Consider the following 23,304-nt stretch of genomic DNA (forward strand, 5'->3'; position numbering starts at 1 on the left):
CCAAAAGGCAGGGAGAGGCCCATGGGACGGAGCGGCCGGCTCAAGGAATGGTTGATCACCTTTGTGGTGCTTGCGGGCATCGCGTTCGGTGTTGCAGTGGTTGCACGGGAACCCGTCGACCCGGCAGGCCCGGCGCCCTTCGATACCTCGTCCGTTTACTGGTCCGATGGCGATTCAGGGCGTCTGGCGGATGGCACCAAGTTCCGTCTCCACGGCGTGGATGCCCCTGAAACCGGGCCGCTGGACTGGGTTTCCGGCGCAAAATGCGAGCGGGAACGCGAACTCGGCTATCAGGCAAAGGCTGAGGTGCGTGAGCTGACACGCAACCGAACGCTCACCGTTTCGCATGATTACGGGCCCGACCGGTATGGCCGGCTTGTCGTTGATCTGTCGCTGGACGGGCAGGACCTCGCTGCGTTGCTGGTCGCTGGCGGCACTCACAAGACCTGGGATTATGATGGCGGCGATGCCAAGCCGGAATGGTGTACGGGCCGTACACAAAAACCGGTTACCGGATCCTGACCCGATTGCAGCGCCAGCAGAGCGCCAGACGGCTTGCCCGGCAGGTGCCGGGGCACCTAGGCTGCGGCCTGGAACAGACATGATGGAGCGATCCCGATGAATTACACGCCGAAGCGATGGATCCGGCTCGGCCTTGGGGCCGCCCTGATAGGCACGGCGGGCCTGGCTGCCTGCGGCGGAGAAGGGGGCGAAGCTGGTGAAACGGCCATGACTGCGCCGGGCGGCGCTGCATCTTACGCGCAAGGCGGCGAAATGGGTGAAGGCGAAGGCGGGGAGGGCGTTACGGCGGTTGATCCGGCCATGCTGCTGCCCATCGATCAGCGCGCCGCGATGATTTCCAGCGAAGTGACCGTGGCTGCTGCCCTCGCCCGGGCGGGGGAGCCTGACGATGCCGCCGAGCACCTGCGCATCGCGCTGGGCGAGATCCAGCCGGGCGGCCTGTCGCGCCTCGTCGAGAAAGGCTTCGATCCGGACCTGATCGACCAGGCCGAAGACGCGCTGTCCGGCAGCGCGCCGCCGGATGAGGTCGAGGCGAAGCTGGCCGCCGTTGAGGCCAATATGGCTGATCTTCAGGCCAATGCAGGCGGCGACCCGCTTGAATTGGTCATCTTCCTGATGAAGCGCTGTGAGAATGCCTACCGGGCCGGCGTGTCATTTTCCAACGAGATTGACGATCCGATCCGGTACCAGAAATCCTATGGCTATGCCGTTTCCGCGCAGAAGGCAGCCGACGCGATCACGTCCGGCGATGCCAGCCGCCTGCAGCTGGAGCTGAAGATGCTGGTCCTGATGTGGCCTGCTGAAGGCCCTGTGACCGGGGACGTTCCGGCCCCGCCATCGACGTTCCTGTCACAGGTCAGCCGCATCGGGCTGGAGCTCTCAACGCTTGAGTAGAGCGTCGATAAAGCCGATGGCCTCGAAGGAGGACCAGTCCGCTTCGCCGGCAAGACGGGCGATTTCCTTGCCGTCCGGCCCGTAAAGAATGCTTGTGGGGAAGCCCTGAACGCCGCTGTCATAGACGAGTTCGTACTGTTCGGGCGTAACGATGCGGAACGGAATGTTCGGGGCCCCGAGCTGGCCGAGGCGTTGCTCGGCGTATTCCTTGTCCTCGGCGGCATCGACACTGATGGCCACGACTTCGAATGTGTCGCCGCCACGAGCCTTTTGCAGCGCGCCCAGAGACGGCATTTCCTTTTCGCAGGGCGCACACCAGGTCGCCCAATAGTTCACGAGGATGGTTTTGCCCTTGAACGCGTCCAGCGTGCGGGCCGATCCGTCCGCCAGATAGAAGGGATCCGTCCCTGCCGGGTCGCCGGCGCTGCTGAAATCCAGCTTCGCGAGGCTGCCCGTTGCATATTGGGCCAGCGGATTTTCATCACGTTTTCCAATGCCTGCGCTGATCAGCACATAGACAATTGCGATCACTCCGACCAAGAAGAGGCCGGGAATGGCGTAGCGCTTCATGTTTGCGCCTTCCGTAAGTTTGTTGAAGGGGTATGCCAATGACGAGCGGCAAAGGCCAGACGATGTGGGGGGGACGGTTTGCCGCGACCCCGTCCGACATCATGGAAGAAATCAACGCCTCCCTCGATATTGACCGGCGCATGGCGGAAGAAGACATCGCCGGCAGCCGGGCCCATGCGGATATGCTGTCGGAGATGGGCATCATCTCCTTTGATGACAATGAGGCGATCCAGGCCGGGCTGGACCAGGTGCTGAACGAGCTGCGCGACGGCACGTTCCCGTTCCGCCGGGAGCTGGAAGACATCCACATGAATGTCGAGGCGCGGCTGAAGGAGATCGTCGGCGAGCCTGCGGGGCGCCTGCACACGGCGCGGTCCCGGAATGACCAGGTGGTGACCGATTTCCGCCTGTGGACACGCCGGGCGCTGGATCATTCGGCCCGCCTGATCGGCGGCCTGCAGGGCGCGCTGGTGCTGCGGGCGGAAGAACATGCCGGCACGATCATGCCGGGCTTTACGCACCTCCAGACGGCACAGCCGGTAACGCTTGGCCACCATCTGCTGGCCTATGTCGAGATGACGTCGCGTGACTGGACCCGCCTGTCGGACTGCGCCAATCGCCTCAATGAGTCCCCGCTGGGTGCCGCGGCGCTGGCCGGAACCGGCTTTCCCATCGACCGGGACATGACGGCAGAAGCGCTGGGGTTCGCCCGCCCGATGGCGAACTCGCTCGATGCGGTCTCGGCCCGTGATTTCGCGCTGGAGTCGCTGGCGGCCCTGTCCATCGCGGCAACGCACCTCTCGCGCCTCGCTGAAGAGATCGTGCTGTGGTCCAGCGCGCAGTTCAGCTTCGCCCAGCTGACCGATGAATGGTCGACCGGCTCTTCGATCATGCCGCAGAAGCGCAATCCGGACGCGGCCGAGCTGGTACGCGCCAAGGCGTCGCTGATCACCGGGTTTTATGCCGGCCTGCAGGGCGCCGTGAAGGCGCTGCCGCTCGCCTATGCCAAGGACCTGCAGGACGACAAGCGCCTGACCTTCGAGGCCTTCGATACGTTTGACCTCTGCGTGCGGGCCATGACCGGCATGATCGAGACGATCCGGTTCAAGCCGGAAAACATGCGCGCCGCCGCCGCCAAGGGCTTTTCCACCGCGACCGATCTTGCCGACTGGCTGGTGCGGGAGCTCGGCCTGCCGTTCCGCGAAGCCCATCACGTGACCGGGTCGCTGGTGGCCGTCGCGGAAGGGAAGGGCGTCGACCTCGCCGACCTGACGCTGGCCGACATGCAGGAGGTTCACAATGGCATTACCGAGGCGGTTTTCGATGTGCTGACGGTTGAAGCATCTGCCTCATCTCGGACATCATATGGTGGCACAAGCCCTGTTCGTGTCGCCGAACAGGTGGCACAGTGGAAGCAGAGACTTGGACTGGAGTAACCGCCGCATGAAACGCCCTCTGGCTATTGCCGCCCTTATTCTCGGCACGCTGGCCCTTCCGGCCTGCGGCCTGACCGGTGACCTGAAGCGCCCCGACCCGCTCTGGGGCGATCCGAACGACGTTGAAGCCGAACTCCCCGAAGGGAATACATCCACCCTGCCGAAGTTGCCGCCCCGCCAGGAAGCGGAAGACTCCGATACCAGTGGTGAAGATGAACTCCTGGGCGGCCCGGAGGACTAATTTCATGAACAGACGCCTGATCCGGCCGGCCGGGCGCATGCTCGCCGGTCTTGCCCTTCTTGGTGCGCTGAGTGCCTGCGCCACAAGTGAGGGGATCCAAGCGGTCAACGCCCCCGGCGCCTATGAGCCGATCGCTGTGGTCGCTGTTGTGGAGCCGGAGCGCGGCCCGCAAGTGAACCAGTGGGGCGGTATCGTGCCCGATGCCAAACCCGTCACGCCCGTCGATGACGGCGCGCTGGCCGAAATCGACAGCTAGGCGGCGGCGATGCATCATTTCGACTACCGGGACGGACGGCTCCACTGCGAGGACGTCGATCTGGCGAAGCTGGCCGATGCCGTCGGCACGCCTTGCTATGTCTATTCCACGGCAACGCTTCAGCGGCATGCCCGCGTGATCGCTTCGGCGTTCGAAGGGCAGGACTGCCTGATTGCCTATTCGGTGAAGGCCAATTCGAACCTGGCCGTGCTGGCGACGCTGGCGGCGGAAGGCTGCGGGGCGGATGTCGTCAGCAGCGGCGAGATGCAGCGCGCGCTGCGGGCGGGCATCCCGGCCTCGAAGATCGTGTTTTCCGGCGTCGGCAAGACGGCCCGCGAGATGGAACTCGGCCTGCGCGAGGGCATCCACCAGTTCAATGTCGAAAGCGCCGCCGAGCTTCGCCTCCTGTCCTATGTGGCCAATGGCATTGGCCTTGAAGCGCCGATCGCCATCCGCGTGAACCCGGACGTCGCCGCGGGCGGCCATCCGAACATTTCCACCGGCAAGAAGGGCGACAAGTTCGGCGTGCCGTGGACCGAAGCCGAAGAGCTTTACGCCGAAGCGGCCACGCTTCCCGGCATCCGGGTCGTTGGCGTCGATGTCCATATCGGCAGCCAGATTGGCGATCTTGTGCCCATGCGGGCCGCATTCGAGAAAGTCGTGGGCCTCGCCCAGCGCCTGCGGGCGGCCGGGCATGACATTGCCCGTATCGATGTCGGCGGCGGCCTCGGCATTCCCTACAAGCAGGGTGACGAACCGCCCCCGCCATCGGCATACGCTGCCATGATCGCGGAAGTGAGTGCGGGCCTCGGCGTCCAGGTCATCCTGGAGCCGGGCCGGGTCATCGCGGGCAATGCAGGGGTCATGCTGACCACGGCGCTGTATGAGAAGACGGCGCCGGACCGGTCTTTCCTGATCGTCGATGCAGGCATGAACGACCTGATGCGTCCGGCCCTGTATGGCGCGCACCATGACATCCAGCCGCTGAAACAGGCGGCCCCGGATGCCCCTGAAAAGACCTATGACGTGGTCGGCCCGATCTGCGAGTCGACCGACAAGTTTGCGTCCGGACGTGACATGCCCGCTGTAGAGCCGGGCGAGCGGCTGGCCTTCATGTCAGCCGGGGCCTATGGCGCTGTGCTGTCTTCGTCCTACAATACACGTCCCCTCGTGCCGGAAGTTCTGGTCAATGGCGACCGGTTCGACATTGTCCGCCGCAGGCCGGACCTCGAGGAAATGTTGCAACTGGAACAGGTGCCGGATTGGCTGAAAAGGACGGACTGAAAACGATCGGGGGGAAGGTCGCGGCCACGCGCCGGCGGCTGGGCCTGCTGGCGTTCGCCCGGGCCTTCTGGCCGCTGTTCGTTTTTCTTGTCCTGTTCCTGTCCATGGCGCTGGCCGGTGCGTTCGACCAGCTGCCGCCAGCCCTCGGTGCCGTTCTGGCGCTTATCTTCCTCATGGGTGGCGCAATCTTCCTGCTGCGCGGGACGCGCCGTTACGCGCCGCCAGTAGAGGCCGAGGCCGTCCAGCTGCTGGACCGTCAATCGCCGCTACGCCCGGTCTCGTCGCTGAGCGACCGGCCGGCGGACCCGTCTCGCGGGGCCCAGGCCCTGTGGGTGCGCCATCGCGACCGGGTGTTGAAAGCCGCGCGGGATCTGAAGCTGCCGAACCTGTCTGCCGAATGGCGCCAGCTCGACCCCTTTCGCCTGCGCTACGTCCTGCCTGTGGCCCTTGTCGGCATTGCCGTGCTGGCGGGGGAGCAGGGACCAGGCCGCCTGTTGCGGGCGCTGAACCCGGACTATGGCGCGCTGGTCGGCGCCGACGACATGACCGTCGAGGCCTGGATCATCCCGCCGGACCATACGGGCCGGGCGCCGATCTTCCTGAAACCGGGGCTGAATGATGTCCGTGTGCCGCGTGGATCCGAGATCACGCTACGCACCGAAGCCCCGACGGCGCCGCGCCTTGTCCTGAAGGGGCGGCATCGCAGCTCGCAGTCTTTCGCCGCCACACCCGACGGGGCCTGGGAAGCCAAGGCCACGCTGGAGGAAGACGCCCGCGTTTCCGTGCGCTGGTGGGGCGAGCGGGCCGCCTGGCGGCTGCTGGCCTCGCCGGACGATCCGCCCACGGTGCAGTTCGTGTCCGTGCCCACCTATGGCCGCCTCGACCGGACGGAATTTGCCTGGACCGCCGCCGACGATTACGGCGTGGTGAAAGCCGAGCTGGCGATCCGACTGCAGGACCCCAATCCGGCCGCCCCGGACGCGGAAGACCGTGTCGCGATCCCGCTTGCGGCGCCGTCCATGCCGGAAATCAAGGACACGACCCAGATCGACCTGACCCGTCACCGCTGGGCCGGCCTGCCGGTGGAGGTTCATCTGGTCGTGACCGATGCGTCCGGGCAGGAGGGGGTGAGCAAGACCGAGTCCTTCACCCTGCCGGAGAAGCTTTTCCTGGACCCGGTCGCGCGGGTCGCACAGGAAGTACGCGTGACGGTGCTGCGGGAACCGAGAGACTATGCGTCTCTGACGAAAAATCCGGACGCCCTGAAACAGGGGGCGATCAATAACCCGGCGGCCAACCGGCTGAACGCCGCGCCGCCGGATGTCCAGAAGGCCGCCCTGATGCTCGACTCCGTGACGCTGATGGGCGAGCGCTACATGCCGAACCAGGCCTATTACCTGACCTTCAAGATGGCAGAAGGCGTGCTGGAAAGCGCCGGCACGAAGGATGAAGCTGACGCGGTGGATCCGCTGCTGTGGTCGCTGGCGCTGAAGGCCGAGTATGGCAGCGCGGCAGATGCCCTGCGCCGTCTTGAAGCCGCGCGCCGCGCGCTGGAGCAGGCCCTGCGGGACGGGGCGTCGGAAGAAGAGATCCGCCGCCGCATGGAAGCATTCCGCGATGCGGCCAATGAATACCTCGCGGCAAAGATGGCCGAAGCCGTCGCCAATGGCGGCGAGATGCCGGATACGAATGAAGACGGCATGGCCATGGGCGGGGGCCAGAGCCTTGGCGGGCAGGATTTCGAGGACATGCTGAATGCCTTGCAGGACCTGACCGATACCGGCGCCACGGAGCAGGCGCGCCAGTTGCTGTCCGATATCACCAACATGCTGCAGAATCTGGAGTTCCAACGTGGCCAGAGTGGCAACGGCATGGCCGGCATGCCGGGTTCCCAGTCGGATGGCGAAGAGCAGGAAGACCTGCCGCCGGAAGAACAGGAAATGACCGACGCGATGCGCCGCCTGTCCGAGATCCTGCGCGAACAGCGCCAGTTGAACGATGATACGCTGGCCCAGCAGCGCGGCGAAATGCCATCAGGCCAGCAGGGCCAGTCCGGAGAGTCCGGTCAGGACTCAGGACAGGAGTCCGGCCAGCAGCCGGGCGGCCAACAGGGCCAGCAGGACGGCCTGCAACCGGGGCAGGGCGGTCAGGGCCAGGCCGGCAACCCATCCGAAGGCGACAATCCGCAGGGCGGCGGCCGCCCGGGTGGTGAGCGTCCGGGCACGAACAGTTTTGCCGGAACCGATGAAGGCGACGCGCCGCAAGGTGGCGGGACGCTGGCCGAACGCCAGGCCCGGCTGGGCGAGCTGGTTGAGAAATTCGCCCGCGAGCAGGGGCTTGGCGAAGGGGCTGGCGAAGACGATGCGCTGACCGGCGCGATCGACCCGGACGCGCTGGCGGCCATTCGCGAGGCTCAGCGCAACGCCGAACGGAACCTTGCCCGCGGTAATGAGGGCGCCGCGTCGAATGACCAGGCCCTTGCCACACAGGGCCTGTCGGATCTCAACCGGAACCTTGCTGCTTTGCTGGATGAAATGCAGCGCGAGCGGACCAATCAGGGCCAGGCCCGAAACGATCCGTTCGGACGCGAAGCCGGCGGCATGGGCAACAATGGCGACAATGTCCGTGTGCCGGAGGAAGCCGAACGCCAGCGCGCCAAGGATATCCTTGAAGAGCTGCGCCGCCGCTACAATGAAAGCGACGACGAAGAAGAACGGGAATATCTCCGCCGCCTGCTTGATCGCTTCTAGGGGGGACGCAGGATGGAGGCGGACAAGCGCAGGCTTCGGGAACGGCAAAGCCGCGCCAACCCCGTGCCGCTCATACTGGCGCTGCTCATTTTTGCGGCCGCCATCCTTGCCATTCATGCCCGGCTGGATCACCTGTCGATGCATCTGATCTATGCCCGGTTTTCATCGCTGGCGCTTCCCGCGGTCCTGATTGCCATGTTGGGCATGCTGGCGAGTTATGCGGCGGCGATGCTTCGCGACAGCCTGACGCTCCGCCATCTCGGTCTTGCCCGGCCATGGCGCGATATGGCGCTCATCTCCTTCACGGCGCAGGCCGTCGGCAATTCCCTCGGCGAAACGGAGCTGACCGGCTCAGCCGTCCGCTCCCGGATCTATGGCGGGCTCGGCCTGTCCGAGGATGAGAGCCAGGCCGTCACTCGCATGACGCGGATCAGCCTGACGGTCGGGGCATTGCTGCTCAGCGGGTTCGGCCTTGTCTTCCGGTCTGAGGCGTTCCCGGTGCATTTCGGCATTCCGGACAGGGCTGCCATCGGCATGGGGTGTGTGCTGCTGGCGCTGGTCGTGTGGCACATCGCCAATGCCAGCTTTCTTGTGCCGGGTGGCCTGACGGGCGTGCTGGCGCGCGTCGGGGTCAGCCTGGCGGACTGGGTGGCGGCAGGTCTTGTCCTGTTCGCCTTGCTACCGGCGGAGACCGCGGTCGGCTTTGCGGCGTTCGTGCCGGTGTTCGCGCTCGCCTGTCTTGCCGGGGGAATGAGCGGCCTGCCGGGTGGCATCGGCGTCTTCGAGGCTGTGATCCTGCTGCTTGTTCCGGCCAGCCCGGTGGAAGGCCTGGTCGCCAGCCTGATCGCCTTCCGGGCAATTTATTACCTCCTTCCGCTCGTCATCGCCGCCGCAGGCATGAGCCGCCGCCTGTTGCGCCGTCATGGCCCCGCCCTGCAAGGGGTCGGGCGCGGGGCAGGGGATGTCGCCACGCTGTTCGCGCCGGTCGTGTTCGGCCTGCTGGCCTTTGTCAGCGGGGCCTACATGCTGGTGGCCGCGATGACGCCTGCGCTGCTGGCGCCTTTACGTGCGGCGGCGCACTACCTGCCTTTGCCGCTGATCGAGCTGTCGCACTTCCTGGCATCGATCGTTGGCCTGTTCCTGATGATTGTGGCGAATGGACTGTCGCGGCGGCTCAGCCATGCCTGGATGGTGGCCATGGGGCTGCTGGTCGCCGGGATCGTGCTGACGCTGACCAAGGGCGCGGGCCTTGCCGAAGCGCTGCCGCTGTGCGTCGTGCTGGGCGTGCTCGGCCTGTCGCGCCCGGCCTTCTACCGCGCCACGCCCTTGGCGGCGACACGGCTGACGCCGGTCATGGCGCTCGCCATCCTCGCGACGCTGGGCGCGGTGATCTGGCTCGGCCTGTTCTCCTATGAACATGTTGATTACCGGGGCGAGCTCTGGTGGCAGGTGGCGTTGCAGGGCGGCACGTCCCGCTTCCTGCGGGCGGCGGCAGGGGTCAGCGTGCTGGCCTTCCTGATCCTCGCCTGGAATTGGCTGCGTCCGTTGCGGGCGCCGCCACAGGAGACACCTGAGCCGAGCGAAATCCGCGAGATCCTTGCCGGCGCCGACACGGCCCAGCCGGGCGCGGCGCTCGCCCTGAGCGGCGACAAGCGGTTCCATTTCAGCCCGTCGCGGCGGTCTTTCATCATGTTTGGCGTGCGCGGATCGAGCTGGATCGCAATGGGCGAGCCGGCAGGCCTTGCCGAAGAGATCCCCTCGCTCGTCTGGTCCTTCCGCGAGGCCGCTGATGCGGCCGGGGCGGGCATTGTGTTCTATGGCGTCGGGCGCAGCTTCCTGCCGCTGGCTGTCGAGCTTGGCCTGTCGGTGCAGAAGATCGGCGAGACGGCGATCGTGCCGCTGACGGAATTTTCGCTGGAGGGGCCGGGCAGGTCGCGCATGCGGCAGGTCTACAACCGGGCGGGCCGCGACGGTCTGAGCTTCGAAGTTCTGCCGCCCGAGGACGTGGCCGGACACATGGACCGGCTGCAGGAAATCTCCGACGACTGGCTGGACGCCCATAGCGGGGCGGAAAAAGGCTTCTCCCTTGGCCGGTTCGATCCCGACTATATCGCAAGCTTCCCGGTTGCCGTGGCCCGGCTGGACGGTGAGATCGTCGCCTTCGCCAATCTCTGGCCGGGGGCCGGCAAGCAGGAGATCGCCATCGACCTGATGCGGTTTTCGAGTGCCGCACCCCGCGCCGTGATGGATTATCTCTTCGTCTCCACCATGCTCTGGGCCAAGGAGGCCGGGTATCAGCGCTTTGACCTCGGCATGGCGCCGCTGGCGGGGCTGGAGGCGCACCGTCTTGCCCCGGCCATGACCCGCATCGGGGCCTTCCTGTTCGAGCATGCCAATGCCGTTTACGGCTTTGAGGGCTTGCGCGCCTACAAGGACAAGTTCCACCCTGTCTGGGAGCCGGTTTACCTCGCTGCGCCGAATGCGCGGGCGCTGCCCGGGGCCCTGGCCGATGTCGGCATCCTGACCAGCGGCGGGCTGACCCGGATATTCCACAAGTAGCGCCCCTTGCACCATGGCGCTGTGTCTGCCTTGATGCGCGCAAAACAGGGAGACATTCATGCCACGCTGGGAATACACCAAAGGGCTGAAGGACATCGGCAACGGGCTCTATGCCTGGCTGCAGCCGGATGGCGGCTGGGGCTGGTCAAATGCCGGCCTGATCGTGGACGGGGACCAGTCGCTACTGGTCGACACCTTGTTCGACGCCCACCTGACACGCGACATGCTGAGCGCGATGGCGGACGCCTCCGGCGTCGGCGCCGAAGAGATCGGCACCATCGTCAACACGCATGCCAACGGGGATCATTGCCACGGCAATGGCTGTTGTCCGCATGCGGAAATCATCGCATCCGAGGCCAGCGCGAAGGAAATGGCCGAAGTGCCACCCGCCATGCTCGCCCAGTTCAAGAAGATGGGAGGCCAGCTCGGCCCGGCCGGAACCTATTTCGCCGACATTTTCGGACCGTTCGATTTCGACGCGGTGGAAGAACGCCTGCCAACCCAGACATTCACCGGCCAGATGGACCTGACCATCGGTGACAAGGTCGTGGAGCTGATCGAAGTTGGCCCCGCGCACACAGGCGGTGACGTCATTGTCCATGTCCCGGAAGACCGGGCGGTGTTCACCGGCGACATCCTCTTCATCGACGGCACGCCCCTGATGTGGGCCGGGCCGGTCAGGAACTGGATCAATGCCTGCGAAAAGATCATCGGCATGGACGCCGACGTCATCGTGCCCGGGCATGGTCCGGTCACGGACAAGGCCGGTGTGCAACGCGTCGCCGACTATCTCGCCTATATCGATGCCGAGGCGCGCAAGCGTTATGATGCCGGCCTTGGCGTGCGTGAGGCGGCGCTCGATATCGCGCTGGGCGATTATGCCAATTGGGGCGATGCAGAGCGCATCGCCGTCAATGTCGACAGCCTCTACCGCGAATATCGCGGCGACGGGCAGGTGACGCCGGTGATGGAGCTCTTCGCGCTGATGGCCGAAACGCGGGATGCAATGCGGGCCTGACGCCATGGTGACGTACTGGTGCACACCATGTGCGGAAGATGCCGCCCGCTATCGCGCCGTCATCAAGGCTTTGGCCCTGGCACAAGGCGCGCCCGCCTATCAGGCGCATCTGACACTCGGGACTTTGGAACGAGCCGCATCTGATCTCAGTGAGGTCGTTGCCGCATTGAAAGGGCTCGTCCTTGAGCCGGTGGGCATTGGTGAAACGGATGTCTTCACCAAATCACTTTTTGTGCAGTTCGAGGCGTCAGATACGCTGCTTGCTGCACGGCGCCAGCTGGAGACAGTACAGGGGTTTCGTCAGGGCAGGGCCTTCGATCCGCATATCAGCCTTTGTTATGGCGCGCCGCCCGAGGGCAGTGCGGCCCGGCGCGATGTACAGGATTTGCTGAGCAAACCCGTACGCTTCGACAGACTGATTGCGGTGAATATTACGCTGCCGATTGAAACCTATGCGGATGTGATGGCCTGCACGGTGGCGGAGACCTTCGAGATCTAACCGCAGGCACCTAGCGGTTCGCGCCCGGCACCCATTTGATGTCATCCGCGCCATTGCTGTTGGCGGCGCGGGCCGCGACAAACAGCCAGTCCGACAGGCGGTTGATGAAGGCAAGGGCTTCCGGGCTCACGGGCTCGTTCTCCATGCCGGAGAGTTCCGCGATCTTCCGCTCCGCCGTGCGGCAAAGGGTGCGTGCGACATGCAGTTGCGCGGCCAGCGGCGTGCCGCCCGGCAGGATGAAACTGTCCAGCGGGGGAATGCGCGCATTCATCGCGTCGATCTCTTCCTCCAGCCGCTTCACCTGCGACTCCACGATCCGCAGCGGCGTCCATTCCAGAACGCGGCCCCGGTCCGGCGTTGCGAGGTCCGCGCCGAGGTCGAACAGATCGTTCTGTATACGGCGGATGGCCGTCAGCATTTCGTCATCGGCATGCAGGGCGGCCACACCGAGCGCCGAGTTCACCTCGTCGACACTGCCATAGGAGGCGACCCGCGGGTGCCACTTGTCGACCTGTTCGCCGGTCGAGAGGCGGGTTTGCCCCTTGTCGCCGGTGCGGGTGTAGATTTTGTCGAGTTTGACCATGGGGTCTCCTCTGGAAAGTCAGAAATGAATGGCCCCGGCCATGAAGCCGATCACCACCAGGAGGGCGATCACGATGGCCTGGATGAAAATACGCATCCGCATCAGCTTGTTGGAGCGGCTTGGCTGGTTCTCGTCGGTCCGTGCCAGATTGGCGATGCCGAGGCCGAGCACGACCAGCAGGGCTGCCAGTGCGCCGTAGAAGAGAATGGTAATGAGCATTTGCATCAGGTGTCGCCTTTCCGGCCTTGTAACGCTTCTAGCATAGACTGGCGACCGGGTGGCGACAGGCGCGAAAGCGTCGCGCCCCGCCTGCGTGCGGTCAGCCGCCCGATTCCAGCCTTGCGGCCAGGGCCTCGATCCGGTCGGAGACGGCCGCCATGGCGTCGGCGGCCTTCTGTTCGGCGGCAGGGGAGGTGCCATCTGTGCGCCGGGCGGAATCCAGCTCGTCGAGCAGGGCCAGCGCGGTGATCAGCAACAGGCGGTCTTCCCCGATATCGCCCACGGCGCTGGCAATATGTTTCACCCGAGCGTCCAGCTGCTGTGAAAGCGCGACAATCCGCGCTTCCTGCCCGGGGGCACAGGCGATGGAATAGTTCCGGCCGCGCAGGATGATATCGGCCTTGGCCATGCCTCAGGCCTCCTTGCCGAGCGCGGCGCGGACTTCTTCGATCGCGGCCCCGAGGGCAGCGCTCGCTTCGTCTGCCAAGGCCTGCAATTCGGTCTCCCGGGCAAGGGATGCGTCGAGTTCCTCGGCCAGTCTTTCCCGGTCGGAGACGAGGGCGGCCATCTCTGCGGCGACCACGTCGGGATCGCCTGCACGGGCCAGCAATCCGTCGACGGCCCCCTCCAGGCGCCGGATGGCCGCATCGAGGCGGCGTGATTCGCGGTCGATGTCGCTCATGTTTCCAAGGCTTAAACTCAATACGCAGCTACGCCAAGCGGCTTGACGTAGCTGCGGGAGTCTGGCCTAGCACACTTCCGGAGCGACTGAGGGAGATCAGCAGAATGGCTGTAACCAACCGGGACATGGCAAATGCCGTGCGTGCCCTATCCATGGATGCGGTGGAAGCCGCGAAATCGGGCCATGTCGGCCTGCCGCTGGGCATGGCGGATGCAGCCACTGTGCTGTTCCGCAAATTCCTGAAATTTGACCCGGCTGACCCCAATTGGGCAGACCGCGACCGGTTCGTCCTGTCGGCGGGCCACGGCTCGATGCTGATCTATTCGTTGCTGCACCTGACGGGCTACAAGTCCGTCTCGCGCGACGATATCCGCAACTTCCGCCAGCTGGGCGCGAAGACGCCGGGCCACCCGGAAAACTTCGTCACGCCGGGCGTGGAGACGACCACCGGCCCGCTGGGGCAGGGCATCGCCACGGCGGTCGGCATGGCGATGGCAGAGCGTCACCTGAACGCCCGCTTCGGTGACGACCTGGTCGATCACCATACTTATGTCATCGCTGGCGATGGCTGCCTGATGGAAGGCATCAGCCAGGAAGCGATCACGCTGGCCGGGCATCTGAAGCTGAACAAGCTGATTGTCCTGTTCGATGACAACTCCGTCACCATCGACGGTGGCACGGACCTGTCCGACAACACAGACCAGTGCGCCCGCTTCGAAGCCTCCGGCTGGATCACGAAGAAAGTGGACGGCCATGACGAGAAATCTGTCGAGGCCGCGCTGACTTGGGCGAAGAAGCAGAAGAAGCCGGTCATGCTCGCCGTGAAGACGATCATCGGCTATGGCGCGCCCAAGATCGCCGGCACCGGCAAGGCCCATGGCGGCCCGTATGGCGCCGAGGAAATTGCTGGCATCCGCGAGAATATCGGCTGGAAATATCCGCCTTTCGAAGTGCCTGCCGCCATCGAGAAAGCCTGGGCGAAAGCCGGGGAGCGCTCGAAGAAGGAGCACGAGGCCTGGAACAAGCGTCTCGCCGGATCCGAGCACAAGGGCGAGTTCAACGCCGCCATGACCGGGCGCCTGCCGAAGAACATCGCCAAGGCGATCATCAAGCACAAGAAGGCCGTCGTCGCGGGCGGTGAGAAGAAAGCCACCCGCCAGTGGAGCGGTGCGGCCCTTGAAGTGCTGACGCATCTGGTGCCGGAAATGATCGGCGGCTCGGCCGACCTGACCGGCTCCAACAACACCAAGACCAGCCATACCGATCCGATCACGCCGAAGAACTGGGCCGGCCGCTATGTCCATTATGGCGTGCGCGAGCATGGCATGGCCGCTGCGATGAACGGCATGGCGCTGCATGGCGGCATCCTGCCTTATTCCGGTACGTTCCTCGTCTTCGCAGACTATTCGCGCGGGGCCATCCGCCTCGGCGCCCTGATGGGCACGCGCGTTGTGCATGTCATGACGCACGATTCCATCGGCCTTGGCGAAGACGGCCCGACCCACCAGCCGGTGGAACATGTCGCCAGCCTGCGCGCCATGCCGAACATGCTGGTCTTCCGCCCGGCAGACGGTGTGGAAACCGCCGAGTGCTGGGAACTGGCCATCGCCAACGAGACCGGCCCATCCGTCATGGCGCTGACCCGTCAGGGCGTTGCCCCGGCGCGGACGACGCATACGGATGACAACCTCTCCGCCAAGGGCGCCTATGTGCTGTCCGACTGCAAGGGCAAGGCGCAGGCCACCATCCTGGCCACCGGTTCTGAAGTCGAGATCGCGCTGGCCGCGCAGGAGATGCTGGCCGAAGACGGCATCGCCGCGCGCGTCGTGTCGTGCCCATGCCTTGAGCTGTTCGAGCAGCAGCACGGCAATTACCGCAAATCCGTTCTCGGCAGCGCGCCGCGCGTGGCCGTCGAGGCGGGCGTCCGTTTCGGCTGGGACCGCTGGATCGGTGAAGATGGCGGCTTTGTCGGCATGAGCAGCTTCGGCGCCTCGGCCCCGTACACCGATCTCTACAAGAAGTTCGGCATCACCGTTCAGGCGGTCGCCGCCGAAGTGAAGAAGCGCATCGCTTAAACAGCGTCAGCGGCCGGTATAATTCGCCCTCGGACGAATGAGCCGGCCGCTTGCCTGCTGCTCGATCGCATGCGCGATCCAGCCGGCCATGCGCCCGCTGGCAAAGATCAGGAAGGGCGCATCCTCCGGCAGGGAGAGATGCACCGACAGCGCCGCGAGCGCCATGTCGACATTCGCCGCTTCGCCGCTGGCGGCTTCCGCGGCCTTGATGGCGCGCTTCAGGGGCGCGGCAGGTTTCATCCACCGGATCAGCGCGGCGGCCCTTGGGTCGCCTGCCGGATAAAGCGCGTGGCCGACCGCCGGAATATGTTCGCCCCGTGCGGCCAGGCCTGACAGCGCTGCCTTCGGGCCATCTTCCATTGCCTGCTTGAGATAGGCGAGCGCCCGGGCGGAGGCCTCGCCATGCAGCGGGCCGGTCAGCGTGGCACAGCCTGCCAGCGCCGAGGCTGCCAGCGGCGCCCCGGTGGAGGCGGCCACCCGCGCGGCAAAGGTCGACGGGTTCAGCTCATGGTCCGCCACCAGCACCAGCGCCCGGCGCAACAGGTCCGTCCCGCCGGGGGAGAGGCCCCAGTGACGCCCCAGCCGCTGGTGATAGAAACCGCGTCCGCCGGTGCCCGTCACGGCCGAGCACACGCCTGCCAGCAATTGTGCGCCATCGTCCGACAGGGCGGTCTCGCCGCGTCCGAAGGCCGGCGGGTCATGCGCCGCCCGGGTAGCGAGATAGGCGAGCAGCCGCGCCTTGCCGGTCTCCTCCGGCGCGATGTCTCCGGCGGCGGACCGGCTCGGAAAGGGGGTCTTCACCTGCCATAAAAGTGCTGCCGCTTCTTCCAGCGTGGCGTCTGCTGCGACGCGCACGGCATCCCTGCCGCGATAGATCAGCTTGCCGTCGCGCACCGTTGTGATCGCGGTTTCCATCACCGGGTCGCCCCAGGAAATGGCGGCGCTGGCGATCGCCTGCCGGCCCCGGCCACTGCGGCGGCGTTTGACCAGTCCTGTAATATCTGCAGCGGAATAGACACTCGCGCGCGGGTCGTTTTCATCCGGCCGGGAGGCAATCAGCCCCCGGCTCACATAGGCGTAGAGCGTCTGCGGCTTCACGCCCAGCGCTTCGAGTGCGTCGTCTCGTCCAATCCAGCTCATATGTTGATTATATTGATCAAGATTGACGAACGCCAGCCCCGGCGCGACATGAAGCCCAGATTTGTTGCCCAGATTTATTGAAGGAGATCTCCCATGGATTCCGGATTGGAAAATGTCGTTGCTGCTGAAACCGTGCTGTCGGACGTGGACGGCCAGAATGGCCGCCTGGTCATTCGCGGCTGGCCAGTGCAGCTGCTTGCCGCCTCAATGGCCTATGAGGATGCAGCGCACCTGCTGTGGCAGGGCTTCTTCGATGACTTGCCGGATGCGCAGGCGCTGGGTGCTCGCCTCGGCGCGGCGCGGGTGGAGGCGTTCGATCTTGTCGGACAAATCCCGGACGGGCTCGATATCATCCGCTTCCTGCGCACCGGCTGGTCGCTGCTGGAAGATGATGAAAGCCTCGATTCCGCGATCCGTCTGGCTGCCGCCGGGCCGGTCTTCACCGCGGCGGCTGTGCGCCGCGAACGCGGACAGGCCCCGATTGCGCCGGATGCGGATCTGTCCCAGTCGGCAGACTTCCTGAAAATGATCACCGGCAAAGTGCCGGGGGAGGCGGAGGCCCGCGCGCTGGACGCCTATCTCGTCACCGTGTGCGATCATGGCCTCAACGCGTCCACCTTTGCCGCGCGTGTCGTTGCCTCGACACGGGCGGGCCTTGTCTCGGCGGCAATGGGCGGCATCTCGGCCCTGAAAGGGCCGCTGCACGGCGGCGCGCCAGGACCGGTGCTCGACATGCTGGATGAGATCGGCATTCCAGAGAACGCCGAAAGCTGGATTGATGCCGCGCTCTCCCGGGGTGAGCGTCTCATGGGCTTCGGCCACCGGGTTTACCGCGTGCGCGATCCGCGCGCCGATGCACTGAAGGCAGCGGTCGCGCGCCTGCCGGGCACGTCGGGCCGGATTTCCTTTGCCGACCATATCGAAAAGACCGTCCTCGGACGGCTGGCGAAGAAATACCCGAACCGGACGCTGGAGACGAATGTGGAGTTTTCCACCGCGCTCTTGCTGGAAGCGCTCGCCATTCCGCGCGAAGCCTTCACCGCTACCTTCGCCTGCGGCCGCATCCTCGGCTGGACAGCCCATGCTCGCGAACAGATCGGTGAAGGCCGCCTTGTGCGTCCCCGCTCGGTCTATACCGGCCCGGTGCCTGAAATGGCCTGAGTGTGCAGGGTGTGGGAGAGGCTGCCGCCTTTCCCACACCTTCCACCATTCATCCCGGAATTTGCGGCGCAAATGACCAGGCGCCAGATGCCGTGTGGCGGCTGCGGGACCGGGGCCCGGATAAGCCCTGCGGGCTCTCCGGGATGACACGGGGCGGGCGATCTCAATTCGTCTGATAGGGCGCGGGCCCATCCTTCCGCCCATGCATCCTGACCTCCAACGCTACTTTACCCATGTCTGGCCGCTGTTCTGGCCGTGGCTGGTGTGGAACCTCGTACGCGTTGCCCGCTGGCACACGCGCACCGGACGGGAGGCTCTTATGGCGGTCGATTGTTTTGGCAATATCCGGCTGGTCTTCGTAGCCGATGCCCCGCCGCCCGATGATCTCTATACATATGAAGCGCCGCGCCTCGCGGCATGGGAGCATCCGGCCCTTGGCAGCGATGTGCCCGTTTGCGTGTCTGAGACGCAAGTCCGTCATGATCCGGTGAAGTCCGGTATGGTCATGCATGATCATGACATGGTCCGGCATGATCCGGTTCAGCACGTCCGGGGTCCGCCCTAGCCGGGCGCTGCTCCCAATTCAGCATCTTTCACCGGACGGCAATCGCCGCGCCGGGCAAACGTGCTGCGCGAAACCTTGCGGCCGGGCCGGGGAGGAGGCAGGGTTCCCGGAAACGGGAGGAAAGCATGACCTATGAAACGGTCTACACGATCATCAATCTCAGCGTGCTGCCGGCCTGGCTGCTGCTCGCGCTGGCGCCGGGATCAAACGTGACGCGCCTGATTGTGCATTCAGGCGTCTATCCGCTGGCACTCGGCATTTTCTATATCGTCACCCTGTCCATGAGCATGTTCTTTGGCATGGGCGCCGATGGCGGCAGTTTCAATTCGGCCGCGGGCGTCTCCCAGCTGTTCTCCCATCCGCTCGGCATCCTTGTCGGCTGGTCGCATTATCTCGTCTTCGACTTGTTCGTCGGGGCATGGGAGTCGCGCGATGCCCGGCGCCGGGGCGTGCCGCACTGGATGGTGGTGCCCAGCCTGTTTTTCACCCTGATGTTCGGACCGGTCGGCCTGTTGCTCTACCTGATCCTGCGGGCCATCAGCGGCAAGGGGCGCTGGGGCCTCGTCGAAGCCTAGGCCTCGTCGTCCGTCCTGGCCTGGCGGAACAGGTCCAGCTGGCGCGGGTCGACATAGCGCCGGCGCGACGGCTTGGTGCGGCCGCGGCGGAAGTAGAGATCGTCGGTGTGATCGCCCGCCTGGCTGGCGGGCGGTTCGGCCTTCGGGGCAGGTTTGGCGGGCTTTTCCGCTGCCTCGCCCGGCGCGGCCAGTTTCCACCAGGTGACCGCGACCACGGGCCGGCCCTTGTCGTCCTCATAGCGCTGGAGGTGGCCATGGGCGAGCGCATCGGAGGGCGCGAACATGGCGTCTGCGGCTTCGGTGGAAACGGTCAGCCAGTCGGTCGCCAGTTCGACGACCTTCAGCTCGCCATCCAGCGTTTCGGCAAGCGCTTCGGCTTCGGCCAGGGTGCGCGCAGCCGGGGCCACCTTGGACAAGGCGGCGTCGAGGGATTTCCCGAGGGGATAAGCATGGCTCATAGGCCGCTGGAAGTAAGCGCTGCTTCGCTCGCCGTCCAGCCTGCATCCGCCGCTGCAGAAAGCCGCATCGCAGCCAGACGAGCCAGGCGCAGGATGACTGCCTTGCGACGGGCAGGGGAGAGCTTCTCCGCCGGCGCCTCCCGGATGACCGCAGCTCCGAAGGCATCGGCGACGATCAGGCCGGCCTCTTCAGGGATCAGATCCTGCGGAAAGTCATGATCGACGGCGAACCAGAACCGGTCGCAGAAGGGAATATATTCCGGCCATTTGGAGTCGGAGCGGAAATCCGGCACGCCGGACTTGATCTCCACCATCCAGATTTCACCGCCGGGCCCAATGGCGGCAATGTCGGCCCGGCGATTGTTGGCGAGAGTCATTTCCTGGATGCCGCACAGCCCCAGATCCGCCAGCAGGCGCAGCGTTCCGCGGGCAATCGCGGCCGCGCGGGCAAGGTCTTCGGCCGGATCGGCGGGCTTGGTCATGAATCGAGTGTTCCGGTATTGTTCCGGCCAACCTAGTCCCGCTCCGGCGGCGCGGTCAAGCGGGCGGCCATCAGGCCGCTTTCAGGCTGGCGGCGGGGGCAGGGCAGGCGGCAGGGTTTGAAGGTTCAGCCCGTGGCTCACCTCCATATGCCGGTCCTTCACATAGCCACGCGCCAGCACCAGCGTGCCTTCCGGCAGCTGGCAATACGCGGCGGCGGCGTTGGCGATGTCGAGCTGCAGCGGACTGCCGCGCAGGCTGAGCGCGCAGCTAGTGCCATATTCGTCTACGCCCGCCATGCCGGTGATCGTGCCGCGCACCAACTGGAACCGGTCGAAGCTTTCCGGCAGCGCGGCCGCATCGGCCACACGGTAAGCCTGCTTCGCCCAGAGGCCGCGCCGGTCGTCCCGGGCTTCGGCTTCCAGCGCGGGGAAAGACTCGCTGCCGCCGGCGGTGTCCGGATAGATGCGCATCCGCGCGCCGCCGCGGCGGAGCATTTCGGCATTGAGCCACAGGTCCGGCCCCAGCGCATCGGTGGTGCGGACCTGGGCGAGGGCGCGGTCGTACCGGTCGCGCGTCAGCCCGGCATAGAAAAGCTGAACCTCCCGGCCGAGCGCCATGTCTTCCAGCATGCGCCGGGCCTCCTGCTGGAAAGGGTCGCCCGCCCGCTCCTTGTATGGCCGGGCAGGGGCCTCGATGCCGGTGAGGCGCACGCTCTGGCCGGTGTCCAGCACGAGCGCGTCGCCATCAATGATGCGCACCACGCGGCCATGTTCCCCCGGCTGCAGCGCGTCGAGGGGATGCGGCTTTGCGCAGGCGGCCAGCAGGCCCAGCCAGACGAGCCAGAAGCAGAGGAGGAGAAGCCGTTGCATACCCGGAACGTCCTAGCATGCCCGCCGGCTGCCGCCAGCCATCAAACCGGGTTCAACCCTCCGGCCAATTGCCTTATAGATCGCTCCCGACGGTCCCGTAGCTCAGCAGGATAGAGCAACAGATTCCTAATCTGTAGGTCGCGCGTTCGAATCGCGCCGGGATCGCCATCCTTATCGACATCCGCCAAGGATCACGGCCGTGCTGACTAGCAGTGCGGTTTCATGTGTTTTCTCGATCTGCGAAGGGTCAGTTCGGGGTGATAGGCGTGCGCCGTTCGAGATGGTCCTCGATCTGGTCACGTTGCAGCCAGAGTTCGCGGAACTCCTTGTCCGACAGCAGTTTCAGCTGGTCGCTGTAGTGCGTCGTGCCAGGCTGGCGGGCGTTGCCGTAGCTCATGCGGCCATAGGCTTTGATCGGCGTTGAGAACTCGACCATTGCCACCCAGGTTTCACCATGGAGCGGCGTGCGGACACCGTCCTCATTTGGTTCCGACCAGGTGATGACATCGAACGAGCCAAGGTTCCCGTAGCCGCTGTGCCCCGGGACGTTCACGTCTTCCAGAATGAAGCGGGAGACCTCGCCATAGACCGGATCGATGACGCCAAATTTTTCCCGGGTCGAGACGATCGCCTCGCGGAGCAGCGCGACAGCCACTTCCGGGTCTTTCAGGCCGGAAGGCGTGGAGATCGGGTTCTCCGCACTCCACGGAATGGCGAAACCATCCTGACCGGTCATGCGCGGCCCGGCGAACAGTTTTGCCCATTCTTCGAACAGGACACCGGCCCGGTTATCGGAAGAGAACGTCCTGTCCCAGGCGGTCAGGATTTCGACAGCCTTTTGCATGTCCGGGTCGTCGTCGCCGGAGGCGGCGGCCAGAAGGTCCGGAAGGACACGGTCTGCCATCAGCGCCTGCGCCGACAGTTTCAGCTCGACAAATTTCTCGAAGGTGATGTCGTTTGAACCGGTCATCATCTTCAGGGAGTTCTGCGCCCGCATCGACAGGGGCGTGCGCGGCGCGAAATAGGCCGGATAGTCGTCCGGTTTGTACGGCACCGGAAGCGTCGCTTCCCATGGCGGATCGTTCGAGTTCTGAATGAATCCGGACTCAGGATCTGTCACGCGCGGCAAATCGTCGAAGTCATGGATCTCGGTCCAGAGGTATTCAGACGTATCGCCCGGCACCAGTCCGCGCCAGAAGGCGATATCTCCCGACGGGCGCTTCGGCGCGATGCCATTGAAGATGTACTCGATATGCCCATCACGGTCGGCATAGGAGATGTTGAATGTCGGCACCTGGAGCCGGGAGATGGCATCGTGGAATTCGTCATAACTGTCCGACGTCACCATATCGAAATATTGCTGCAGCATGCCGGGGCGATCGAGGCCGGCGACGCGAAGCGCAACCGTCTTGCCATCCGGCCGTTCGAAGACCGGGCCATGAACCGTAGAGCGGATCGTCACCGGCACATCCAGATATGTCCCGTCCTCCTGGAGGCGCTTGTAGCTTGTTTCCTCGACATCGAAGGGAAGCACTTCGCCATCAAAGAGATAGCCATTGTCCTTCAGGGTCAGTTCGTAGGTCGTGGCCCCGACCATGCCATTCACGGTGTTGGAAATACCCATCTGCTGGTTGAAGGCAAAGCGGATCACGGGAAGCCCGACCTGCGTTGCGCCATAGACTTCGAAGTCCGGCCCGACGAGGTGGGCTTCATAATAGATGAAGAACGGCATGCTCCAGGGCAGGTGCGGGTTCTGCAACAGCATGCTGTGCCCGCTTGCCGTTTTCGAGGGCGCCACCGCCCATGTGTTCGATCCCTGCTTCTCAAGCTCGGGCGGATCGCCTTCACCAATCGTGCGGTTGGGGGAGGCGACATAGACGAAATTCATCAGGCGGTGGGCATGCGCCACGACATCGACGCCGGTGACGGGCAGCACCCTCTTCACGTCATCATCAATCGCTTCCGGGTGTTCCTCGGCATAGGCATTCATGCCGGCGGCAAAGGCATCGAGATTGGCCCGGAAATCCGGGGTCTGAGCATCATACCAGACCTTTGCCCGCGCCGGCACGCCGTTCATGATCAGCCATCTGGTCGTATCCTCATAGGCCGCGCCCCAGTATTCAGCGCCTTTGCCCCGGGCTTCGCCATAGAGGCGGAAGATCGTGTTGGCGTGGCTGTTTGCCTGCGCATAGCCATACCCATAGAACACCGTTTCGGCATCGGATCCGTAAATGTGGGGGACGCCGTAGGTGTCCCACAAGATTTCTCCCTTGGGCGCGGGCGCTTCCGGTGTGAGCTCTGCCACCACCGCAACAGGCGCGGCTGCCTCAGGGGTCGGCCCGGCGCCTGCGCATGCCGTCAGGATGATCCCGCTGGTCGCAGCGATCATTCCCGTCATCAGGTGTCTGATCTTCATTCCAAATTCCTCGTCATTCTCAAATAGGCGAGCCAGCCAACCGGTAATC

The 23,304-nt window shown here is 65.1% G+C and carries 24 protein-coding genes and 1 tRNA gene; 15 read left to right on the forward strand and 10 right to left on the reverse strand.

Annotated features, from left to right (window positions below):
- Window positions 1-21 precede the first annotated feature (21 nt).
- On the forward strand, window positions 22-522 hold the full coding sequence (locus HAD_RS05555) for a thermonuclease family protein (protein ID WP_035569882.1): 501 nt from the start codon (window positions 22-24) through the stop codon (window positions 520-522).
- A gap of 96 nt (window positions 523-618) precedes the next feature.
- Entirely contained in the window at window positions 619-1,416 is a 798-nt protein-coding gene (locus tag HAD_RS05560) for a hypothetical protein (protein WP_051595942.1), read from the forward strand.
- On the opposite strand, the gene HAD_RS05565 is transcribed toward HAD_RS05560, so the two are convergent.
- Window positions 1,402-1,986, reverse strand: coding sequence for a TlpA family protein disulfide reductase (locus tag HAD_RS05565; RefSeq protein WP_035569883.1), 585 nt, complete (start codon window positions 1,984-1,986; stop codon window positions 1,402-1,404). The two genes, HAD_RS05560 and HAD_RS05565, sit on opposite strands and share 15 nt — an antisense overlap.
- Before the next feature lie 38 nt (window positions 1,987-2,024).
- On the opposite strand from HAD_RS05565, the gene argH reads away from it, so the two are divergent.
- Genes argH through HAD_RS05605 form a run of 8 tightly spaced genes read left to right on the forward strand, consistent with a single transcriptional unit; the run spans window position 2,025 to window position 12,029 of the window.
- Entirely contained in the window at window positions 2,025-3,422 is a 1,398-nt protein-coding gene (gene argH / locus HAD_RS05570) for an argininosuccinate lyase (RefSeq protein ID WP_035569884.1), read from the forward strand.
- Between the two features lie 7 nt (window positions 3,423-3,429).
- Window positions 3,430-3,663: an LPS translocon maturation chaperone LptM gene (gene lptM / locus HAD_RS05575; RefSeq protein WP_035569885.1), complete on the forward strand. Its 234-nt coding sequence runs from the start codon at window positions 3,430-3,432 to the stop codon at window positions 3,661-3,663.
- Between the two features lie 4 nt (window positions 3,664-3,667).
- Window positions 3,668-3,919, forward strand: coding sequence for a hypothetical protein (locus HAD_RS05580; protein ID WP_035569886.1), 252 nt, complete (start codon window positions 3,668-3,670; stop codon window positions 3,917-3,919).
- A 9-nt stretch (window positions 3,920-3,928) separates the two neighbouring features.
- Window positions 3,929-5,203: a diaminopimelate decarboxylase gene (gene lysA / locus HAD_RS05585; RefSeq protein ID WP_035569888.1), complete on the forward strand. Its 1,275-nt coding sequence runs from the start codon at window positions 3,929-3,931 to the stop codon at window positions 5,201-5,203.
- Window positions 5,182-7,953, forward strand: coding sequence for a DUF4175 domain-containing protein (locus HAD_RS05590; RefSeq protein WP_084331784.1), 2,772 nt, complete (start codon window positions 5,182-5,184; stop codon window positions 7,951-7,953). Before lysA ends, HAD_RS05590 begins: the two co-directional genes overlap by 22 nt.
- 12 nt (window positions 7,954-7,965) lie before the next feature.
- Window positions 7,966-10,512, forward strand: a complete 2,547-nt coding sequence (gene mprF / locus HAD_RS05595; RefSeq protein ID WP_051595943.1) for a bifunctional lysylphosphatidylglycerol flippase/synthetase MprF — start codon at window positions 7,966-7,968, stop codon at window positions 10,510-10,512.
- A gap of 58 nt (window positions 10,513-10,570) precedes the next feature.
- Window positions 10,571-11,530: an MBL fold metallo-hydrolase gene (locus tag HAD_RS05600; RefSeq protein WP_051595944.1), complete on the forward strand. Its 960-nt coding sequence runs from the start codon at window positions 10,571-10,573 to the stop codon at window positions 11,528-11,530.
- A gap of 4 nt (window positions 11,531-11,534) precedes the next feature.
- Window positions 11,535-12,029 (forward strand): 2'-5' RNA ligase family protein, encoded by a 495-nt coding sequence (locus HAD_RS05605; protein WP_035569891.1) that lies wholly within the window; start codon window positions 11,535-11,537, stop codon window positions 12,027-12,029.
- A gap of 10 nt (window positions 12,030-12,039) precedes the next feature.
- Here HAD_RS05605 and HAD_RS05610 read toward each other — a convergent pair whose 3' ends face one another.
- The 4 genes from HAD_RS05610 to HAD_RS05625 all read right to left on the reverse strand — a co-directional run bounded on the left by HAD_RS05610 (window position 12,040) and on the right by HAD_RS05625 (window position 13,513).
- Complete coding sequence (locus tag HAD_RS05610) at window positions 12,040-12,612, reverse strand: cob(I)yrinic acid a,c-diamide adenosyltransferase (protein WP_035569893.1); 573 nt, start codon at window positions 12,610-12,612, stop codon at window positions 12,040-12,042.
- Window positions 12,613-12,630: 18 nt separating this feature from the next.
- Window positions 12,631-12,837 carry a twin transmembrane helix small protein gene (locus tag HAD_RS05615; protein ID WP_035569894.1) on the reverse strand — a complete coding sequence of 69 codons (207 nt, stop codon included), beginning with the start codon at window positions 12,835-12,837 and terminating at the stop codon, window positions 12,631-12,633.
- Window positions 12,838-12,931: 94 nt separating this feature from the next.
- Window positions 12,932-13,240 carry a cell division protein ZapA gene (gene zapA / locus HAD_RS05620; protein WP_035569896.1) on the reverse strand — a complete coding sequence of 103 codons (309 nt, stop codon included), beginning with the start codon at window positions 13,238-13,240 and terminating at the stop codon, window positions 12,932-12,934.
- A gap of 3 nt (window positions 13,241-13,243) precedes the next feature.
- Window positions 13,244-13,513, reverse strand: a complete 270-nt coding sequence (locus tag HAD_RS05625; protein WP_051595945.1) for a DUF4164 family protein — start codon at window positions 13,511-13,513, stop codon at window positions 13,244-13,246.
- A gap of 86 nt (window positions 13,514-13,599) precedes the next feature.
- Between HAD_RS05625 and tkt the strand changes: the two genes are divergently transcribed.
- Complete coding sequence (gene tkt / locus HAD_RS05630; protein ID WP_084331934.1) at window positions 13,600-15,588, forward strand: transketolase; 1,989 nt, start codon at window positions 13,600-13,602, stop codon at window positions 15,586-15,588.
- 6 nt (window positions 15,589-15,594) lie between these two features.
- Here the strand turns inward: tkt and HAD_RS05635 are convergent, their stop codons facing one another.
- Window positions 15,595-16,728, reverse strand: coding sequence for a citrate synthase (locus tag HAD_RS05635; protein WP_035569899.1), 1,134 nt, complete (start codon window positions 16,726-16,728; stop codon window positions 15,595-15,597).
- 93 nt (window positions 16,729-16,821) lie between these two features.
- Between HAD_RS05635 and HAD_RS05640 the strand changes: the two genes are divergently transcribed.
- From HAD_RS05640 to HAD_RS05650, 3 genes are all read left to right on the forward strand, one after another.
- On the forward strand, window positions 16,822-17,889 hold the full coding sequence (locus HAD_RS05640) for a citrate synthase/methylcitrate synthase (RefSeq protein ID WP_035569900.1): 1,068 nt from the start codon (window positions 16,822-16,824) through the stop codon (window positions 17,887-17,889).
- Between the two features lie 202 nt (window positions 17,890-18,091).
- Entirely contained in the window at window positions 18,092-18,454 is a 363-nt protein-coding gene (locus tag HAD_RS05645; RefSeq protein ID WP_156942170.1) for a hypothetical protein, read from the forward strand.
- A 125-nt stretch (window positions 18,455-18,579) separates the two neighbouring features.
- Complete coding sequence (locus HAD_RS05650) at window positions 18,580-19,029, forward strand: ABA4-like family protein (RefSeq protein WP_035569903.1); 450 nt, start codon at window positions 18,580-18,582, stop codon at window positions 19,027-19,029.
- Here HAD_RS05650 and HAD_RS05655 read toward each other — a convergent pair.
- From HAD_RS05655 to HAD_RS17810, 3 genes are all read right to left on the reverse strand, one after another.
- Window positions 19,026-19,487 (reverse strand): hypothetical protein, encoded by a 462-nt coding sequence (locus tag HAD_RS05655; RefSeq protein ID WP_035569904.1) that lies wholly within the window; start codon window positions 19,485-19,487, stop codon window positions 19,026-19,028. The genes HAD_RS05650 and HAD_RS05655 overlap by 4 nt on opposite strands.
- Window positions 19,484-19,969 carry an MmcB family DNA repair protein gene (locus HAD_RS05660; protein WP_035569905.1) on the reverse strand — a complete coding sequence of 162 codons (486 nt, stop codon included), beginning with the start codon at window positions 19,967-19,969 and terminating at the stop codon, window positions 19,484-19,486. Before HAD_RS05660 ends, HAD_RS05655 begins: the two co-directional genes overlap by 4 nt.
- 81 nt (window positions 19,970-20,050) lie before the next feature.
- Window positions 20,051-20,839: a thermonuclease family protein gene (locus HAD_RS17810; protein WP_051595946.1), complete on the reverse strand. Its 789-nt coding sequence runs from the start codon at window positions 20,837-20,839 to the stop codon at window positions 20,051-20,053.
- 91 nt (window positions 20,840-20,930) lie between these two features.
- Between HAD_RS17810 and HAD_RS05670 the strand changes: the two genes are divergently transcribed.
- Window positions 20,931-21,007, forward strand: a tRNA-Arg gene (locus tag HAD_RS05670).
- Window positions 21,008-21,086: 79 nt separating this feature from the next.
- On the opposite strand, the gene HAD_RS05675 is transcribed toward HAD_RS05670, so the two are convergent.
- Window positions 21,087-23,255, reverse strand: coding sequence for an acylase (locus HAD_RS05675; protein ID WP_241765304.1), 2,169 nt, complete (start codon window positions 23,253-23,255; stop codon window positions 21,087-21,089).
- Window positions 23,256-23,304 lie beyond the last annotated feature (49 nt).

Source organism: Hyphomonas adhaerens MHS-3 (genome assembly GCF_000685235.1).
Taxonomy (GTDB): Bacteria; Pseudomonadota; Alphaproteobacteria; order Caulobacterales; family Hyphomonadaceae; genus Hyphomonas; species Hyphomonas adhaerens.

What these genes read in the sequence shown, in the direction of transcription:
- HAD_RS05555 (WP_035569882.1), top strand. Translation starts at nt 22, where the DNA reads ATGGGACGGAGCGGCCGGCTCAAGGAATGGTTGATCACCTTTGTGGTG.
- HAD_RS05560 (WP_051595942.1), top strand. Translation starts at nt 619, where the DNA reads ATGAATTACACGCCGAAGCGATGGATCCGGCTCGGCCTTGGGGCCGCC.
- HAD_RS05565 (WP_035569883.1), bottom strand. Translation starts at nt 1,986, where the DNA reads ATGAAGCGCTACGCCATTCCCGGCCTCTTCTTGGTCGGAGTGATCGCA.
- argH (WP_035569884.1), top strand. Translation starts at nt 2,025, where the DNA reads ATGACGAGCGGCAAAGGCCAGACGATGTGGGGGGGACGGTTTGCCGCG.
- lptM (WP_035569885.1), top strand. Translation starts at nt 3,430, where the DNA reads ATGAAACGCCCTCTGGCTATTGCCGCCCTTATTCTCGGCACGCTGGCC.
- HAD_RS05580 (WP_035569886.1), top strand. Translation starts at nt 3,668, where the DNA reads ATGAACAGACGCCTGATCCGGCCGGCCGGGCGCATGCTCGCCGGTCTT.
- lysA (WP_035569888.1), top strand. Translation starts at nt 3,929, where the DNA reads ATGCATCATTTCGACTACCGGGACGGACGGCTCCACTGCGAGGACGTC.
- mprF (WP_051595943.1), top strand. Translation starts at nt 7,966, where the DNA reads ATGGAGGCGGACAAGCGCAGGCTTCGGGAACGGCAAAGCCGCGCCAAC.
- HAD_RS05600 (WP_051595944.1), top strand. Translation starts at nt 10,571, where the DNA reads ATGCCACGCTGGGAATACACCAAAGGGCTGAAGGACATCGGCAACGGG.
- HAD_RS05605 (WP_035569891.1), top strand. Translation starts at nt 11,535, where the DNA reads ATGGTGACGTACTGGTGCACACCATGTGCGGAAGATGCCGCCCGCTAT.
- HAD_RS05610 (WP_035569893.1), bottom strand. Translation starts at nt 12,612, where the DNA reads ATGGTCAAACTCGACAAAATCTACACCCGCACCGGCGACAAGGGGCAA.
- HAD_RS05615 (WP_035569894.1), bottom strand. Translation starts at nt 12,837, where the DNA reads ATGCAAATGCTCATTACCATTCTCTTCTACGGCGCACTGGCAGCCCTG.
- zapA (WP_035569896.1), bottom strand. Translation starts at nt 13,240, where the DNA reads ATGGCCAAGGCCGATATCATCCTGCGCGGCCGGAACTATTCCATCGCC.
- HAD_RS05625 (WP_051595945.1), bottom strand. Translation starts at nt 13,513, where the DNA reads ATGAGCGACATCGACCGCGAATCACGCCGCCTCGATGCGGCCATCCGG.
- HAD_RS05635 (WP_035569899.1), bottom strand. Translation starts at nt 16,728, where the DNA reads ATGAGCTGGATTGGACGAGACGACGCACTCGAAGCGCTGGGCGTGAAG.
- HAD_RS05640 (WP_035569900.1), top strand. Translation starts at nt 16,822, where the DNA reads ATGGATTCCGGATTGGAAAATGTCGTTGCTGCTGAAACCGTGCTGTCG.
- HAD_RS05645 (WP_156942170.1), top strand. Translation starts at nt 18,092, where the DNA reads ATGCATCCTGACCTCCAACGCTACTTTACCCATGTCTGGCCGCTGTTC.
- HAD_RS05650 (WP_035569903.1), top strand. Translation starts at nt 18,580, where the DNA reads ATGACCTATGAAACGGTCTACACGATCATCAATCTCAGCGTGCTGCCG.
- HAD_RS05655 (WP_035569904.1), bottom strand. Translation starts at nt 19,487, where the DNA reads ATGAGCCATGCTTATCCCCTCGGGAAATCCCTCGACGCCGCCTTGTCC.
- HAD_RS05660 (WP_035569905.1), bottom strand. Translation starts at nt 19,969, where the DNA reads ATGACCAAGCCCGCCGATCCGGCCGAAGACCTTGCCCGCGCGGCCGCG.
- HAD_RS17810 (WP_051595946.1), bottom strand. Translation starts at nt 20,839, where the DNA reads ATGCAACGGCTTCTCCTCCTCTGCTTCTGGCTCGTCTGGCTGGGCCTG.
- HAD_RS05675 (WP_241765304.1), bottom strand. Translation starts at nt 23,255, where the DNA reads ATGAAGATCAGACACCTGATGACGGGAATGATCGCTGCGACCAGCGGG.